This is a genomic window from Paenibacillus sp. FSL K6-1558 (genome assembly GCF_038002565.1).
In the GTDB taxonomy this organism is placed as follows: Bacteria; Bacillota; Bacilli; order Paenibacillales; family Paenibacillaceae; genus Paenibacillus; species Paenibacillus polysaccharolyticus.
On sequence record NZ_JBBOCV010000001.1, the window covers coordinates 5,760,089 to 5,774,676 of the forward strand.

Genomic DNA, 14,588 nt, shown 5'->3' on the forward strand with positions numbered 1-14,588 from the left:
ATGCAGTAATGGAAGATAACAAGTTGAAAATTGAAAGCCGTTTAGCTCAAATTGGGTCCATCAATGAACCCGTAACAGGTGCTGTTAACTTTCCGATCTATCAATCCACTGCGTTTCGTCACCCGAAGCTGGGACAAAGCACGGGGTTTGATTACATCCGTACAACAAACCCAACGCGCAAAGTGTTAGAGGAAGCAGCAGCTGCTCTAGAGTCCGGTGATGCAGGTTTTGCTTGTAGCTCGGGCATGGCAGCACTGCAAACGATCTTTGCGATGTTCGGCCAAGGGGATCACCTGATCGTTTCTCTTGACCTGTATGGCGGTACATATCGCCTGTTGGAACGGATTTTATCCCGGTTCGGTGTAACCGCAAGTTATGTAGATACGAACGATCTGGAAGCATTAGAGAACATCCGTCAGCCGAATACGAAGGCTGTTTTCATCGAGACACCAACTAATCCGCTCATGATGATTACGGACATTCAAGCTGTTGCTTCTTGGGCGAAAAAACACAATCTATTAACCATTGTAGATAATACGCTACTGACTCCATTCTTCCAGCGTCCGATTGAACTTGGCGCCGATATTATTATCCATAGTGCGACTAAATATCTGGGTGGACATAATGATGTGCTCGCTGGATTGATCATCACCAAAGGTGAGGCCTTGTCTGCCGAGATGGCGTTCCTTCATAATTCTATTGGAGCTGTGTTATCACCGAGTGATTCATATCAATTGATGAAAGGTATGAAAACACTGGCTCTTCGCATGGAGCGTCATGAATATAACGCACTTACCATTGCGAAGTTCCTCTTGGAACATCCGGCTGTAGCTGAAGTATTCCATCCTGGTTTGTCCGATCACCCTGGATATGAAGTTCAGCGTAAGCAGTCTTCCGGCAATACAGGCATTTTTTCGTTTAAAGTGAAGGATGCACGCTATGTTGAGCCATTGCTGCGTCATATCCAATTAATTGCATTTGCAGAAAGTCTCGGTGGTGTAGAATCACTCATGACGTATCCTGCGGTGCAAACCCATGCGGATATTCCGCTTGAAATTCGTGACGCTGTAGGTGTGGACGATCGTCTGCTTCGCTTCTCGGTAGGCATCGAACATGCAGAAGATTTGATCGCGGATCTGAATGAAGCATTGCTGGCAGCACAGAAGGAAGTTGAAGGAGGCGTAACCTCATGAGTGAATCGAGTAACCATAAGCCCAGTACGTCGGAGCTGAAGTTTGACACCAAGCTGCTTCACTTTGGAGATGAAATTGATAAAACAACAGGTGCCTCAAGTGTACCGATTTATCAAGCTTCCACGTTCCATCACTTTGATATCTTTAATCCGCCGCAACATGATTATAGCCGTTCAGGTAATCCGACTCGCCAGGCTCTGGAAGATTACATCGTGTTGCTTGAGGGCGGGGTACGCGGATTTGCATACTCGTCAGGGATGTCTGCAATCTCCAGTGTGTTCATGATGTTCTCCGCAGGGGATCATATCATCGTAACGGAAGATGTATACGGTGGGACATATCGTCTACTCACAACGATACTAAGTCGGATGCAGATTGAGACTACTTTTGTTGACATGACCGACATTGAACAAGTCAAAGCAGCAATCAAGCCTAACACGAAGGCCGTATACATGGAAACACCATCCAATCCGACCTTGAAGATTACGGATATTGCCGCAGTGACGTCCTGGTCCAAGGAGCATGATCTGATTACCATTCTGGATAATACGTTTATGACACCGTACTATCAGCGTCCTATTGAGCTCGGCGTAGATATCGTTGTACATAGTGCTACGAAGTTTCTCGGTGGTCACAGTGATGTGCTGGCTGGTCTGGCTGTTGCGCGTACAGACGAGCTGGGCAGACAATTGAAACAGTTGCAAAACGGACTAGGTACCGTTCTCGGAGCTCAGGAATCTTGGCTTCTGATGCGCGGGATGAAGACCCTGGGTGCGCGGATGGCTCACAGTGAACAGAGTACTGCCAAACTGGCCGCATGGCTCAAAGGGCGTCAGGATATAACAGCTGTGTATTACCCTGGACTTGAGGATCATCCGGGCCGTGAAGCGCATGAGCGTCAGTCGACAGGTTACGGAGCCGTAGTATCGTTTGACGTCGGTTCAGGTGATCGTGCAAAAGCTGTCCTGAATCAGGTGAAACTACCCATTGTAGCTGTAAGTCTGGGAGCAGTGGAGAGCATTCTTTCATACCCAACGATGATGTCTCATGCAGCTATGCCTGCGGAAGTTCGACATGAGCGTGGAATTACCGATGGGTTGCTGCGTTTCTCTGTAGGGCTTGAGGATATTGATGATCTGATTGCTGATCTCGAGCAAGCGTTGCAAGCCACGCAATAAATTGAACGACTAAATAGGTGCACTGTAAAATCGGATGCAGCTAGCATTCAAACGGTTTTCATATGTCAAAATTTTAACTTATTTTATAAGCACCTTTTCATAAGGTGCTTTTTTTCACATGTAACCTGTGTTACGATATGTAGAGTACAAAAATGCGATATTACAGCCACGACTTGCTTTTTGCTAACAAGCCGGGAGTGATCGTCGTATTATTTTCTCTTTACGAGGGAGGCTTTTTTACGATGAGTACGGTAGACCGTATCTTAGATAAAGCCCTTCGGGGCGAACGTTTAGACTTGGAAGACACAATTCAGTTATTTGAATCAGACGAAGTGGACAAAATCGGGGCAGCTGCCAATGTAATCATGAAACGTATGCACCCTGAACCATACAGAACATTTGTTATTGGGCGTAACGTCAATTACACGAATGTGTGCGACGTATACTGCCGTTTTTGTGCTTTTTACCGCAGACCTGGTTCAGAAGAAGGTTATGTGCTTCCGGATGAAGTGATTTTCCAGAAAATCAAGGAAACTGAAGATGTCAACGGAACCGAAATTCTGATGCAAGGTGGAACGAATCCAAATCTGCCTTTCAGCTATTATACGGACTTGTTGAAAGCGATCAAGGAACGTTTCCCGAATATTACGATGCACTCTTTCTCACCAGCTGAGATTATGAAAATGGTTGAAGTATCCGATGGTCTTACGCTGGAAGAGGTAGTGCGTGCCATTCACGAGGCGGGACTTGACTCCTTGCCAGGTGGCGGAGCCGAGATTCTTGATGACCGTACACGCCGCAAAATCAGCCGTCTGAAAGGTTCATGGCGCGACTGGATGGATGTGATGCAGACTGCTCACCGAATCGGTATGAATACAACCGCTACGATGGTTATTGGTCTGGGTGAATCCATGGAAGAGCGTGCGCTGCATCTGATGCGTGTACGTGAAGCGCAGGATGAGTGTATTGCCAATAAGTATGATTCTGAAGGCTTCCTCGCTTTTATTCCGTGGACATTCCAGCCAGATAATACGAACCTTAAGCTGGAGCGTCAGACTCCACAGGAGTACCTGAAAACGGTAGCGATTAGCCGTCTGGTGTTAGATAACATTAAAAACATCCAATCTTCCTGGGTCACAATGGGACCTGAAATCGGTAAGAAATCACTCGAATTCGGCTGTAATGACTTCGGCAGCACGATGATTGAAGAGAATGTTGTATCCTCCGCAGGAGCAACATACAAAGTGAACATTGAATCCATTCTGCGTCTGATTCGGGAGTCTGGTTATATTCCGGCACAGCGCAACACCCGTTATGATATTCTGCGTATGTTTGATGAAGAAAGCATTGTGCCTAAAGATTTCGTAATGCAGAACTAATCCCTACATTTATAGAAAAGCAATATGGTTTTTAATTTATGTCACATCATGTGAAGTAAATAGAAACTCGTTCCGCTTAAAAGGGCCAAAGTAGGTTAAACCTGCTTTGGCCCTTTTCGTTGTGCGTACCTGATTCAGGTACAGTTCTCCTTTTATCCAGGAATCGAGATCATTAAACAGTACATATTACGCATTTGACGATATGTTATATAGATTTTTAACTGATACAATGGAGGGACAGTTGTGTAGTCAAACCTGCTGGGAGGAACGAATCGATGAAAACAAGAAAATTGGGAAAGACAGCATTAGACGTACCTGTTTTGAGCTTTGGCGCATCATCACTGGGCTCTGTATTTCGTGATATTGACCGGGATGAAGGGATTCGTACCGTTCATGCAGCGATCGATGCAGGTATGAATTATATAGACGTGTCGCCGTACTACGGTTTAACCAAGGCGGAGACGGTACTCGGTGAAGCAATCCATAGTTTGCCGCGTAGCTCTTATACGTTATCAACCAAAGCTGGACGGTATGGTGAGAACGAGTTTGATTTTTCTCGCAAGCGTATTTTGGAGAGTGTACAAGAGAGTCTGGCAAGGTTGCATACGGATTATCTTGATATTTTATTTTTACATGATATCGAGTTTGTGGCTCCTGAGATCATCATTGAAGAAGCTTTTCCAACATTGTTAGAACTGAAAGAGAAAGGCGTGATTCGTTACGCCGGAATCTGCGGTTTGCCGTTACCTTTATTCGAAAAAATGTTGCCGCAGCTTGATGCGGATGCCATTATCTCCTATTGTCATTATGCTCTAAATGATACGTCATTGTTATCGCTACTGCCGTTACTCGAGGAAAAAGGAGTTGGACTTGTAAACGCTTCCCCACTTTCAATGGGATTGCTTAGCACGCGCGGAACACCGGCTTGGCATCCAGCGGGTGAACGGGTAAAAGAGCTTTGTTTGACAGCTGCCCGCTTCTGCGAGGAACAAGGCAGTAATATCGCCAAGCTGGCAGTACAATTTTCTACAGCAAATGAACAAATCCCAACAACTCTCGTTAGTAGCGCGAGCCAGCAAAACATTGTCAACAACGCGGCCTGGGTTGAAGAACCTATAGATAAGCAACTTCTGGAAGAGGTATTACGTATTCTGGCTCCATTAAACAATGAAACTTGGCCGAGTGGTCGTGCTGAATATAACGGATAGTTAAATATATCGTCGAATGGATCTGAGGGGGAACAGTAATGAGAGCTATCGTATGTGATGAAATTGATCGTTTGGTGCTGAAGGAACTGCCGCAGCCCGAAAGAGGTGAGGGAGAAGCACTGGTCGCTATCCAGCGAATTGGTATCTGTGGTACAGATTTGCATGCGTACAAAGGCAATCAGCCGTTTTTTACGTATCCTCGTATACTTGGTCATGAACTTGCAGGCGTTATCGAAGAGATTGGTCCGAACGAGGCAGGATTACAACCGGGAGACCAGGTAAGCATTATTCCTTATCTGCATTGTGGACATTGTATTGCTTGTCGTTCAGGCAAAACCAATTGTTGTGCATCCATGCAAGTGATGGGTGTACATGTGGACGGTGGGATGAGAGAACGGATTACAGTGCCTGTTTCCCATCTGCTGAGAGCAGAGGGGTTAACATTAGATGAAACAGCTATGGTTGAACCACTTAGCATTGGGGCTCATGCTGTGCGCAGAGCTGCACTTCAACCAGGAGAGCGTGTCGTTGTTATTGGAGCCGGACCTATCGGGCTGGGAGTCATGGCCTTTGCCAAACAAGCAGGTGCATACGTTATTGCTGTGGATCGAAATCTGGACAGGCTGGAATTGAGCCGAACCTGGGCCGGGGTGGATGAGATCGTGCAGGCGGATGAACAGGCTCTGCAGCGGGTATTCGAGATTACTGGCGGTGATTATGCCACGGCTGTATTTGATGCGACAGGTAACGTACATTCCATGAATGGCGCGATACCTTATGTGGCTCACGGTGGACAGTTGATTTTTGTTGGGCTGGTGAAGGCGGATATTACGTTCCATGACCCGGAATTTCACAAGCGTGAGATGAGTATGCTGGGCAGCCGGAATGCAACACGCGAGGATTTTGAACAGGTGTTATCGACGTTGCGTGACAAAAAATTAACGATGGATGGTTATATCACACATCGAGCACCTTTTGAAGAGCTGCCAACCGCAATGGACACTTGGCTGTTACCCGAATCTCAAGTGGTTAAAGCAATCGTAGAATTATAAATTTTCACAATTTGAAGATGTGTACGAAGAAATGCTCTCTTCCCGGTTAATGAGCAATGGAGAACGATCCATTAGTTCATGGGAAGAGAGCGTTTTGTTATATCGTTATTTTCGCTAGCTATTTCATTTTTCTGGATTCGAGATAATACCTGCGTGAGGGTCAATGTGCCGAACAATGGATTTTAACCAGATCATTTCCAGGAAATGTACTTCGTAATAAAGTGTTCCTGGAATCTGTTTGATCCAGACCTCCGCGTCAGCGATCGGGGAAGACTCAAGTGTTGCACTTAGCTTCCCTGGTTCCCTGCGCAGGCGGTTTCGTACAGCTTTTTCAACTTGAGCACGTTGCGTGGTCAGAATGCATATTTTGCGTTTGGAGGAGAATCCCCGGAATGCAAGGTACACCATTTCATAGGCAATCAGATAAGCGATGATAGAATACATGGCCTGATCCCAGCCAAAAACAACACCAGCAGCTGTCAGTATGATCAAGTTAAGCAGCATGATTATTTTTTCGATAAGCATCCGTTTCCCGCTAAACACACGTTCAGGCGGCCGGGAGGACGGATCACCGATTTCCAGCGTATCCAGTGTCCCACCATACCGAACAACAAGCCCGATTCCGAGCCCTAGGCATAACCCGCCAAACATGGCAGCAGCCAAGGGATGCTCGACGAGCGGCGGCATGGGATGTAGCACGATGGCACCGATCGAAAAGACAACCAAACCCAGAACAGTTACAAGTACAAACTTTTTCTTCACGATCCTGTAGGATAAAAATATAAACGGAACATTGAATAAAAACAGGAATAAGCCGATTCGTAGCTCCGTCCAGTGTGCGAACAGGGAAGAGATTCCTGTTATGCCACCAATAATAATTTTATTGGGGTGCAGAAACAACTCAAGTCCCACGGAGGCCAGTATTCCGCCAATGATGACCAGAAACAGATTCAGCCAGCGGCGGGAGGGCGCTATGCTACTCTTCGTAGTACGTGGCACCGGATTAGCCGATATCAGAGGTGTTTTCACATGTCCATCCTCCTTCAGTGCGGCTTCGAGCCATTCTCCCTGGGTTCTTCACAGAAAGGTCAGCATGTAGCCGCTCAGTTGCTTAATACAAACATAGGTCTGCTCTGCACAGACATGTTACTTAGCCTTCTTTCTGCAGAACTTTAGGTTCTTCTTTTTTCTTGCGAGGATCTTTGAACTTGAATATTTTATCCAAAATACGGAATACGTGTTTGGACTCTTTGGTTAATAGCGGCCCCAGAATAGCAAGGATTAATACATACAGCGCGGCAAATGGTTGAAGCAATGGTAACAGTCCACCGGCTTTACCCATATTGGCCATAATAATGGAGAACTCACCACGAGATACAATGGTTAATCCGATATTAGCAGATGCTTTTGGTGAAAGTCCTGCACTGCGTCCAGCCAGCATACCTGCGAGGAAGTTACCAAACAGTGTAATCACTACAGCAATCAAAGCGAGCCAAACGGCTTCACCACCAAGGGACAACGGATCAATAGATAGTCCGAAGCTGAAGAAAAAGATAGCTCCAAAGAAATCTCGGAACGGCAGAATCAGATGTTCGATCCGTTTAGCATGTTCCGTTTCCGCAAGCACAAGACCAACGAGCAACGCACCGATGGCTTCAGCAACATGGATCGTTTCGGAGAAACCAGCGACAAGGAACAATGCCCCGAAAACAACAAGTGAGAATAATTCATTGGAACGAATTTTCAGCAATTTATTCAGTAGCGGTGTAGCTTTACGTCCGAGAATGATGACTACAAGCATGAAGCCGAGAGCAATCAGTGCGGACATGATTACGCCTCCGATGGAGGATGAATCACTGAGTACAAGTCCGGACAGGATGGAAATATATACGGCGAGGAATACGTCCTCAAACATAATGATACCCAGAATCATCTCGGTCTCCGGATTGGCTGTTCGTTTCAAATCAACAAGCACCTTGGCAACAATGGCACTAGACGAGATCGTTGTTATGCCTGCAATGATGAGTGCCTCAGCTGCCGGGAAACCGGAAGCAAAACCGAATACTAATCCGAGTGTGAAGTTAATCCCGATATAGATCGAGCCGCCAACAACGATGGAGCGACCCGATTTGACTAAACGACCTACAGAAAACTCCAATCCCAGATAGAACAAAAGGAATAGAATACCGATTCGACCCATAAAGTCGATGAACGGCTGGCTTTCAATAAATCGGAAGTCCAAATGCCAGATTTGCATGGCATGTGGTCCCACGGCCATCCCGATCAGAATATAGAACGGAACAACCGAAAATCTCAGTTTTGCGGATAAAAGGCCGGCTGCTGCAATAAGCACCAGCGCGAGCCCCACTTCAAAAATCAAATGGTCCATCGAGTTACCCCCTTCCCGTCAGGAGGAGGGACTTGAAAAGCTTCTGCTGGTTGCGTTCGCCAACGGCGACTACCGTAGATTCTGCGCTAATCACAACCTCCGGACCTGGGCTGATGTGTTTTTTATGATTTTTCTCCACAACGGCAATGACCGTTGCACCAGAGTTTTGACGTACATTCAATTCACCAATGGATTTGCCAATGCATCCAAATGAAGCTTCGATTTTATACCATTCGATAATCAGATCATCAAAGGTAACTTCAATATTTTCAAGTTGCTTCGGTTTGTAAGTTAATCCGCCAACGATCGCGGCAATCTGTCTTGCCTCATTGTCGTCAAGTGTAATCATAGAGATGCTTTGATCCGGGTCATCATATTCAAAATGATACATTTCACGGCGTCCATCATCGTGAATAATAATGACGATTTTATCACCGCTGCTCGTTTCAATTTGAAATTTTTTGCCGATTCCCGGCAAGTCTGTTTCGCGTACATCCATGGATAGTATGCCTCCTTAGTAATTGAGGCTGGCCATAGAAGGAAGGCCTTTCTTCCCGTAATCAATTGATCTGCTGCTCAGGCGGAACATCAAATGGTGCAGGGAAACAGAGCCAGTAATTCCTGACACAGCCGAATATATGATGTGTAATCAAAATCAGTTTTGTGAAATAAAGCTCAACAAATAAACGAACACATATAAAGTTCAAATCAGTTGTTTCAAAAGTAACGTTTACATAATGGGTTATAAGTTATGCATGAGAACACCGTCTATAACAAGAGGTGGCTCCATGCTCTGGCAACCTGACGAATACGGCAAACAGGCTCTTAACGAGCTCAGGCGTATCTCGGTGCCATTGGGGAGAGGGATAAATACATACTGGTGTATTTAATTGGCAACAGAAATAATCTGCGCTTGAACAGACAATACCACGGTTTAAAAGACAGACCTGCTGTAGGAATTCGCAGCACGATTAATAATGCGAGGACAAGAAATACAGGCTTGGTTTGCTTAACAGCCAGCTTAGACATTACTTGCGGATTTTTGCGAATGGCAGGTTTCTGCTGAGACTCGGGTATTTGAGACAGCACTTCAAGCCCTTCTTTATTCGAAGTGGCATCGACGGATACACCAACGGCAGACTCTGTCTGCATTGGAATCGGGAAGCACAGCGCCTGAAAAACGCATAAAATGATGATAATCATGTGATGGAGCAGTCTAGGATGTTGTCTCATTTTCGGCTTCCCCCCTTCCGTGAAGATACTGTTATAAAAATAATAACACATTTTTGCGTGATCTCCAAACCATTCATTCATAGTTCACGAAACCTTCTATTATTCTTTTTGCCAAAAAACTTTTGCTCGCGTTTTATGCTGAGAAATCATGACACCCTTTCCATCAAACCGCTTCGTATATCCCTTTGGGCCTTGCCATATACTTTGAAGAGAAAGGAAAGGAGTGATTCTTATGGAACTGTTTACAGTATGGACCGATGTGTCTGGGCAAGAGGAGGCAGCCCTTTTTCAACAATGCATTAAGGAAAAAACCAAAGGTTTACATATAAGTAAAAGAGGCTTCCGGCTCACCTTCAAACATAAGGATGGCAGAGCAGTCTGGACGTGCAGAGGCAATGAGAATCACGAAGATTTCCAGCAGTGGTTGCCACGAATCAGTGATTTGCTTTCCCTGGGTATTGCGGATTATATAATGGAAACACAGGAACGAAGCATGGTAGAGAATATTATTGCCAAATCATGCTCGGTAATGGATGAACACGAAGTTGAGAAGGTTCACCGCATCTGCATGCCGTTGCTCGTGAATAGTGACTTGCATCAACCGGGCCTGCGGGAGCGCCGCCGTGCAACATTAGCGAGAGGTTTAAGGCAGGATTTGGAGGACATCCATTTTTTCCATCTCGAAGGAATCCTGAATTTCCGTATACGTGCCTACAAGCAGGAATTGCAGGAGCTCGTGGAATATGCACTCGATGAGTTCTGGATGGATCGTCAATATGAAGAGTTCATGGGACTGTTGAAGTATTTTGTATTTTTTCAGGAGGCTAAAGTTCCTTTAATCCATCTGATTCACAAGGGCAAACATGAATTTCAGGTGCTTGATGCGGGACTTAATCTGTTGCCTGTGCAGAAAGATGAGCAAGTGGTTGTGGAGATGCCAGGACTGGAACTGGAGATGGATATCGAGGATATGATCGTGAGTACGCTTATTTCCATATCACCGGAAAAGGTCATGCTGCACACCAGCACTCCCGAGTTGCCCATCATCTCGACGATATGCCAAATTTTCGAAGATAAGGTGCAGATATGCCATCAATGTCCCGAATGCGAAGTGCTTCGTTCTGGATTGCTGACAAGTCTTGACGCAGGCGATCTGGGCAATTATAATAACTGTTGATACAAAAGCGTTGACAAAGACAAGAGCCACACGTTAGATCGGTGCAGAGAGAGGAACCTGGGCTGAAATTTCCTCCGGATATCGCGTATGGTTTACCCCTTTGGAGCTGCAATTTTGAAAATAAAACCGGTTACCCAACCATTTGAAGGATGGCGGTTTTGTGAGTAAGGATTTGCCGGGTCATGCCCGTTACCGACATGCCAATGAGGGCTGTTTTCCTAATATGAGGAACAATCAGCTGAATTAGGGTGGAACCACGAGATATAACACTCGTCCCTTGACCGGGACGGGTGTTTTTTGCGTTCTTTTTCGTTGATCTAAGGGCGAACTGGAAATACGCAATAGATGATCAGTCCATTGCATGACAATGAAAATGAATGATGTATATTTTACAGGAGGAATGAGACAAATGGCAGTAAACATTAAACTACCGGATGGTTCCGTACGTGAGTACGCAGATGGGAGCAGTATTGAGGATGTAGCCGCTTCAATTAGCAGTGGGCTTCGCAAAAATGCCGCAGCAGGAAAACTGGATGGCATCGTGGTGGATCTGTCCACTCCAATTCATGAAGGGGCTTTGGTGGAGATCGTAACGTTGGATTCCCCTGAAGGTCTTGAAGTGATGCGCCACAGTACAGCTCACTTGCTGGCTCAGGCGGTAAAACGTCTGTACGGTAACAAAGAAGTTCATCTGGGCGTAGGACCAGTCATCGAAGATGGCTTCTACTATGACATGGATCTCGAACATCCGCTTAACCCGGAAGATTTACAGAAGATCGAGAAGGAAATGGAACGCATCGTCAATGAAAATCTGCCTATCGTGCGCAAAGAAGTTAGCCGTGCGGAAGCCATCAAGATTTTCAATGAAGTCGGCGACCCATACAAACTTGAATTAATCAATGCTTTACCGGAAGATAGCGTAATTACGATCTATGAACAAGGCGAATTTTTCGACTTGTGTCGTGGACCACACGTTCCATCTACAAGCAAGATTAAAGTGTTCAAACTGATGAACGTAGCGGGTGCATACTGGCGCGGGGACAGCAAGAACAAAATGTTGCAACGGGTGTACGGTACTGCTTTTGTGAAAAAAGCACAGCTGGACGAGCACTTGCATTTCCTGGAGGAAGCGCGCAAGCGTGATCACCGTAAACTGGGTAAAGAACTTGAAATGTTCACGTTCTCGCAACTCGTAGGTCAAGGTCTGCCAATCTGGTTGCCTAACGGTGCAAAATTGCGCCGTACACTGGAACGATATATCGTTGATCTGGAAGAAAGCCTTGGTTATCAGCACGTTTACACTCCTGTATTGGGGAACGTAGAGCTGTACAAAACTTCCGGTCACTGGGAGCACTACCAGGAAGACATGTTCCCGAAAATGATCATGGACAATGAAGAACTGGTTCTTCGTCCGATGAACTGTCCTCACCACATGATGGTGTACAAATCCAATATGCACAGCTACCGTGATCTTCCGATCCGTATTGCCGAACTTGGTATGATGCATCGCTATGAAATGTCAGGTGCGTTGACAGGTCTGCACCGTGTACGTGCGATGACACTGAATGACTCTCACATCTTTGCACGTCCGGATCAGATCAAAGAAGAGTTTGCTCGTGTTATCGAATTGATCCAAACGGTATATAAAGACTTTGGCATTCACGAATATCGTTTCCGTCTATCTTACCGTGATCCGCAAGACACCGAGAAATACTTCCAGAACGATGAGATGTGGGAAATGTCTCAACGCATGCTGCGTGAAGTTGTGGAAGAACTTGATCTTCCGTTCTATGAAGCTGAAGGCGAAGCGGCGTTCTACGGTCCGAAGCTGGATGTACAGATCAAGACTGCACTTGGCAAAGAAGAAACACTTTCTACCGTTCAACTGGACTTCTTGCTCCCTGAGCGCTTTGAGCTTGAATATGTTGGTGATGATGGGCAGAAGCATCGTCCGGTCGTTATCCACCGGGGCGTAATTAGTACAATGGAACGTTTCACTGCATTTTTGCTGGAGAACTTCGCAGGTGCATTCCCGCTTTGGTTGTCTCCAGTACAAGCCAAAGTCATTCCGGTATCCGGAAATTACGATGAGTATGCGCGTGAAGTAGAAGCGAAGCTGAAACGTGCAGGAATCGCGGCAGAAGCAGATCTTCGCAACGAGAAACTGGGTTACAAAATCCGTGAAGCGCAGCTAGAAAAAATGCCTTACATGTTCGTTGTGGGCGAGAACGAGAAAAATGCTGCATCGGTATCCGTACGTAAACGCGGAGAGGGCGATCTGGGCATGAAGCTGGTGGATGAGATTGTGGCTCAGTTGAAAGAAGAAATTGCTTCAAGACAAGTCTAGTTTAGAATCCTGTGTTGTAAAATAAATCTAACGAAACCGTCTGAGAACATGGCTGAACCCATCGTTTTCAGACGGTTTTTGTGTTTCTTTTTGTATCTATACTCTGACAAAAGGTATAAGATAGATGCTTTTTGGTAACCCTTTGCAAGTGAGGGGGAGGTTATACCATGAAAAAGCATTTTTTAAAATTCAATGAAAACCACAAGTTCATCATCATGTGCTGCTTCATATTTGCCGGGATTTTGATGAGTTTCAATGAGGCCAAGGCCTATATATTTGAAGAGGAAAGCACGATCATGCATGTCCAGGAAATGAACAATAATAACAAACAAGATGTAGCTCGTGATTTAAAAGTCGAGCAGACAGGAGAGCAAAATCAACTCGAACCTGTATACACGGACGAGGCTCAATTGACTACACTCGTGTACATGGCTTTTATGTGGTCTCCACAGCCAATGGTGTTGCCAAAACCTGAATTACCAGCCAAACGGGTGATTGATCCTGCTGACCCGGCCATGCCAGTGCTGGCACCGCGTTCAGAACAAATTTTGGAAACCCAGAAGGTGACGGCAACAGGATATACAGCAGGAGTCGAATCCACTGGTAAAACGCCAAAACATCCGCAATACGGTATAACGTATTCTGGGGTAAAGGTTCGACGGGACAAGGAAACCGTATCTACCATTGCAGCAGATCCGAAGTTATTTCCGATGGGTTCCATATTGTATATACCTGGTTATGGTTACGGTATCGTTGCGGATACAGGCTCGGCCATTAAAGGCAACAAAATCGATCTGTATTTTCCGACGACCAAGCAGGTGTACAAAGAATGGGGTAAAAAGGATGTTGAAGTACAGGTTATCAAGCAGGGTGCAGGGAAATGTACGGAGCAGATGCTGGCGGAGTTGTCCAAAGCGATCGATGTCTATAAAACTGTACCGGATTCCTGGCTGGACAAAGCTATCTGAGAATGGAATGTTATGCCTGAATAACAAAATGGCTCTCTTCACATAATATTGACTGGGGACGAACCCCGCACTGCAACAGGCAGTGTAAATATGAAGAGAGAGGTGATTCGTTGTGGCAAAGAAATCCCAAGGGTACCAAACGCCGAACGAGAAGTATGATGCTGAATTTGGACAGGAGAATGGAAGCGCCGCGTCTAAAGTGAAGCAATCCGCTCAAAACAAAGTACAAGACAATTTCCAAACACCTGATGAAAAATATAATGCCGAGTTTGGTGTAGAAAACACAGGTCAAACCGGCCGTGCAGGAAAAATGAAAAAGTAAGTTGCCACGGTTCAAGCATTAAACTATGCAAAATGAATAAAGAATCGATGATGATTTGTACACCCTGGAGCGGTTGCTCCGGGGTGTTTTCATTTTCATATTCCCGATTTCATGTTCCTTTTCTAAAATGATTAAAATTTAC

The 14,588-nt window shown here is 45.6% G+C and carries 13 protein-coding genes; 9 read left to right on the top strand and 4 right to left on the bottom strand.

Translation table 11 applies throughout. The annotated features are described in order from the left end of the window. Positions 1–8: 8 nt before the first annotated feature. The 5 genes from MHI38_RS25095 to MHI38_RS25115 all read left to right on the top strand — a co-directional run bounded on the left by MHI38_RS25095 (position 9) and on the right by MHI38_RS25115 (position 6,010). Entirely contained in the window at positions 9–1,193 is a 1,185-nt protein-coding gene (locus MHI38_RS25095; protein ID WP_154886876.1) for an aminotransferase class I/II-fold pyridoxal phosphate-dependent enzyme, read from the top strand. Then, the gene (locus tag MHI38_RS25100) at positions 1,190–2,371 is read left to right on the top strand and encodes a trans-sulfuration enzyme family protein (RefSeq protein ID WP_341181821.1); all 1,182 of its coding nucleotides are present in this window, start codon (positions 1,190–1,192) and stop codon (positions 2,369–2,371) included. Before MHI38_RS25095 ends, MHI38_RS25100 begins: the two co-directional genes overlap by 4 nt. A 242-nt stretch (positions 2,372–2,613) precedes the next feature. Beyond that, the gene (mqnC, locus tag MHI38_RS25105) at positions 2,614–3,750 is read left to right on the top strand and encodes a cyclic dehypoxanthinyl futalosine synthase (RefSeq protein ID WP_090919848.1); all 1,137 of its coding nucleotides are present in this window, start codon (positions 2,614–2,616) and stop codon (positions 3,748–3,750) included. A gap of 275 nt (positions 3,751–4,025) precedes the next feature. Beyond that, positions 4,026–4,958 (top strand): aldo/keto reductase, encoded by a 933-nt coding sequence (locus MHI38_RS25110; RefSeq protein ID WP_341181822.1) that lies wholly within the window; start codon positions 4,026–4,028, stop codon positions 4,956–4,958. A gap of 38 nt (positions 4,959–4,996) precedes the next feature. Further along, entirely contained in the window at positions 4,997–6,010 is a 1,014-nt protein-coding gene (locus tag MHI38_RS25115; protein ID WP_341181823.1) for a zinc-binding alcohol dehydrogenase family protein, read from the top strand. 123 nt (positions 6,011–6,133) lie between these two features. Here the strand turns inward: MHI38_RS25115 and MHI38_RS25120 are convergent, their stop codons facing one another. The 4 genes from MHI38_RS25120 to MHI38_RS25135 all read right to left on the bottom strand — a co-directional run bounded on the left by MHI38_RS25120 (position 6,134) and on the right by MHI38_RS25135 (position 9,632). Further along, positions 6,134–7,039, bottom strand: coding sequence for a YitT family protein (locus MHI38_RS25120; RefSeq protein WP_336122189.1), 906 nt, complete (start codon positions 7,037–7,039; stop codon positions 6,134–6,136). Between the two features lie 121 nt (positions 7,040–7,160). Next, entirely contained in the window at positions 7,161–8,399 is a 1,239-nt protein-coding gene (locus MHI38_RS25125) for a cation:proton antiporter (RefSeq protein ID WP_090919859.1), read from the bottom strand. 4 nt (positions 8,400–8,403) lie between these two features. Then, the gene (locus tag MHI38_RS25130) at positions 8,404–8,898 is read right to left on the bottom strand and encodes a cation:proton antiporter regulatory subunit (protein WP_090919862.1); all 495 of its coding nucleotides are present in this window, start codon (positions 8,896–8,898) and stop codon (positions 8,404–8,406) included. Between the two features lie 335 nt (positions 8,899–9,233). Continuing rightward, the gene (locus tag MHI38_RS25135; RefSeq protein WP_341181824.1) at positions 9,234–9,632 is read right to left on the bottom strand and encodes a hypothetical protein; all 399 of its coding nucleotides are present in this window, start codon (positions 9,630–9,632) and stop codon (positions 9,234–9,236) included. 232 nt (positions 9,633–9,864) lie between these two features. Between MHI38_RS25135 and MHI38_RS25140 the strand changes: the two genes are divergently transcribed. The 4 genes from MHI38_RS25140 (at position 9,865) to MHI38_RS25155 (ending at position 14,446) form a co-directional block, all read left to right on the top strand. Then, entirely contained in the window at positions 9,865–10,809 is a 945-nt protein-coding gene (locus MHI38_RS25140; RefSeq protein WP_154958241.1) for a putative sporulation protein YtxC, read from the top strand. A gap of 409 nt (positions 10,810–11,218) precedes the next feature. Beyond that, positions 11,219–13,156: a threonine--tRNA ligase gene (gene thrS / locus MHI38_RS25145; protein WP_154886859.1), complete on the top strand. Its 1,938-nt coding sequence runs from the start codon at positions 11,219–11,221 to the stop codon at positions 13,154–13,156. Between the two features lie 455 nt (positions 13,157–13,611). Then, a complete protein-coding gene (locus MHI38_RS28805; RefSeq protein ID WP_373323211.1) occupies positions 13,612–14,124 on the top strand; it encodes a 3D domain-containing protein in 513 nt (170 codons plus the stop codon). A 112-nt stretch (positions 14,125–14,236) separates the two neighbouring features. Continuing rightward, the gene (locus tag MHI38_RS25155) at positions 14,237–14,446 is read left to right on the top strand and encodes a hypothetical protein (protein WP_090919874.1); all 210 of its coding nucleotides are present in this window, start codon (positions 14,237–14,239) and stop codon (positions 14,444–14,446) included. The last annotated feature ends 142 nt before the right edge of the window (positions 14,447–14,588 follow it).

What these genes read in the sequence shown, in the direction of transcription:
- MHI38_RS25110 (WP_341181822.1), top strand. Translation starts at nt 4,026, where the DNA reads ATGAAAACAAGAAAATTGGGAAAGACAGCATTAGACGTACCTGTTTTG.
- MHI38_RS25130 (WP_090919862.1), bottom strand. Translation starts at nt 8,898, where the DNA reads ATGGATGTACGCGAAACAGACTTGCCGGGAATCGGCAAAAAATTTCAA.
- MHI38_RS25125 (WP_090919859.1), bottom strand. Translation starts at nt 8,399, where the DNA reads ATGGACCATTTGATTTTTGAAGTGGGGCTCGCGCTGGTGCTTATTGCA.
- MHI38_RS25115 (WP_341181823.1), top strand. Translation starts at nt 4,997, where the DNA reads ATGAGAGCTATCGTATGTGATGAAATTGATCGTTTGGTGCTGAAGGAA.
- MHI38_RS25140 (WP_154958241.1), top strand. Translation starts at nt 9,865, where the DNA reads ATGGAACTGTTTACAGTATGGACCGATGTGTCTGGGCAAGAGGAGGCA.
- MHI38_RS25095 (WP_154886876.1), top strand. Translation starts at nt 9, where the DNA reads ATGGAAGATAACAAGTTGAAAATTGAAAGCCGTTTAGCTCAAATTGGG.
- thrS (WP_154886859.1), top strand. Translation starts at nt 11,219, where the DNA reads ATGGCAGTAAACATTAAACTACCGGATGGTTCCGTACGTGAGTACGCA.
- MHI38_RS25135 (WP_341181824.1), bottom strand. Translation starts at nt 9,632, where the DNA reads ATGAGACAACATCCTAGACTGCTCCATCACATGATTATCATCATTTTA.
- MHI38_RS25100 (WP_341181821.1), top strand. Translation starts at nt 1,190, where the DNA reads ATGAGTGAATCGAGTAACCATAAGCCCAGTACGTCGGAGCTGAAGTTT.
- MHI38_RS28805 (WP_373323211.1), top strand. Translation starts at nt 13,612, where the DNA reads ATGGTGTTGCCAAAACCTGAATTACCAGCCAAACGGGTGATTGATCCT.
- mqnC (WP_090919848.1), top strand. Translation starts at nt 2,614, where the DNA reads ATGAGTACGGTAGACCGTATCTTAGATAAAGCCCTTCGGGGCGAACGT.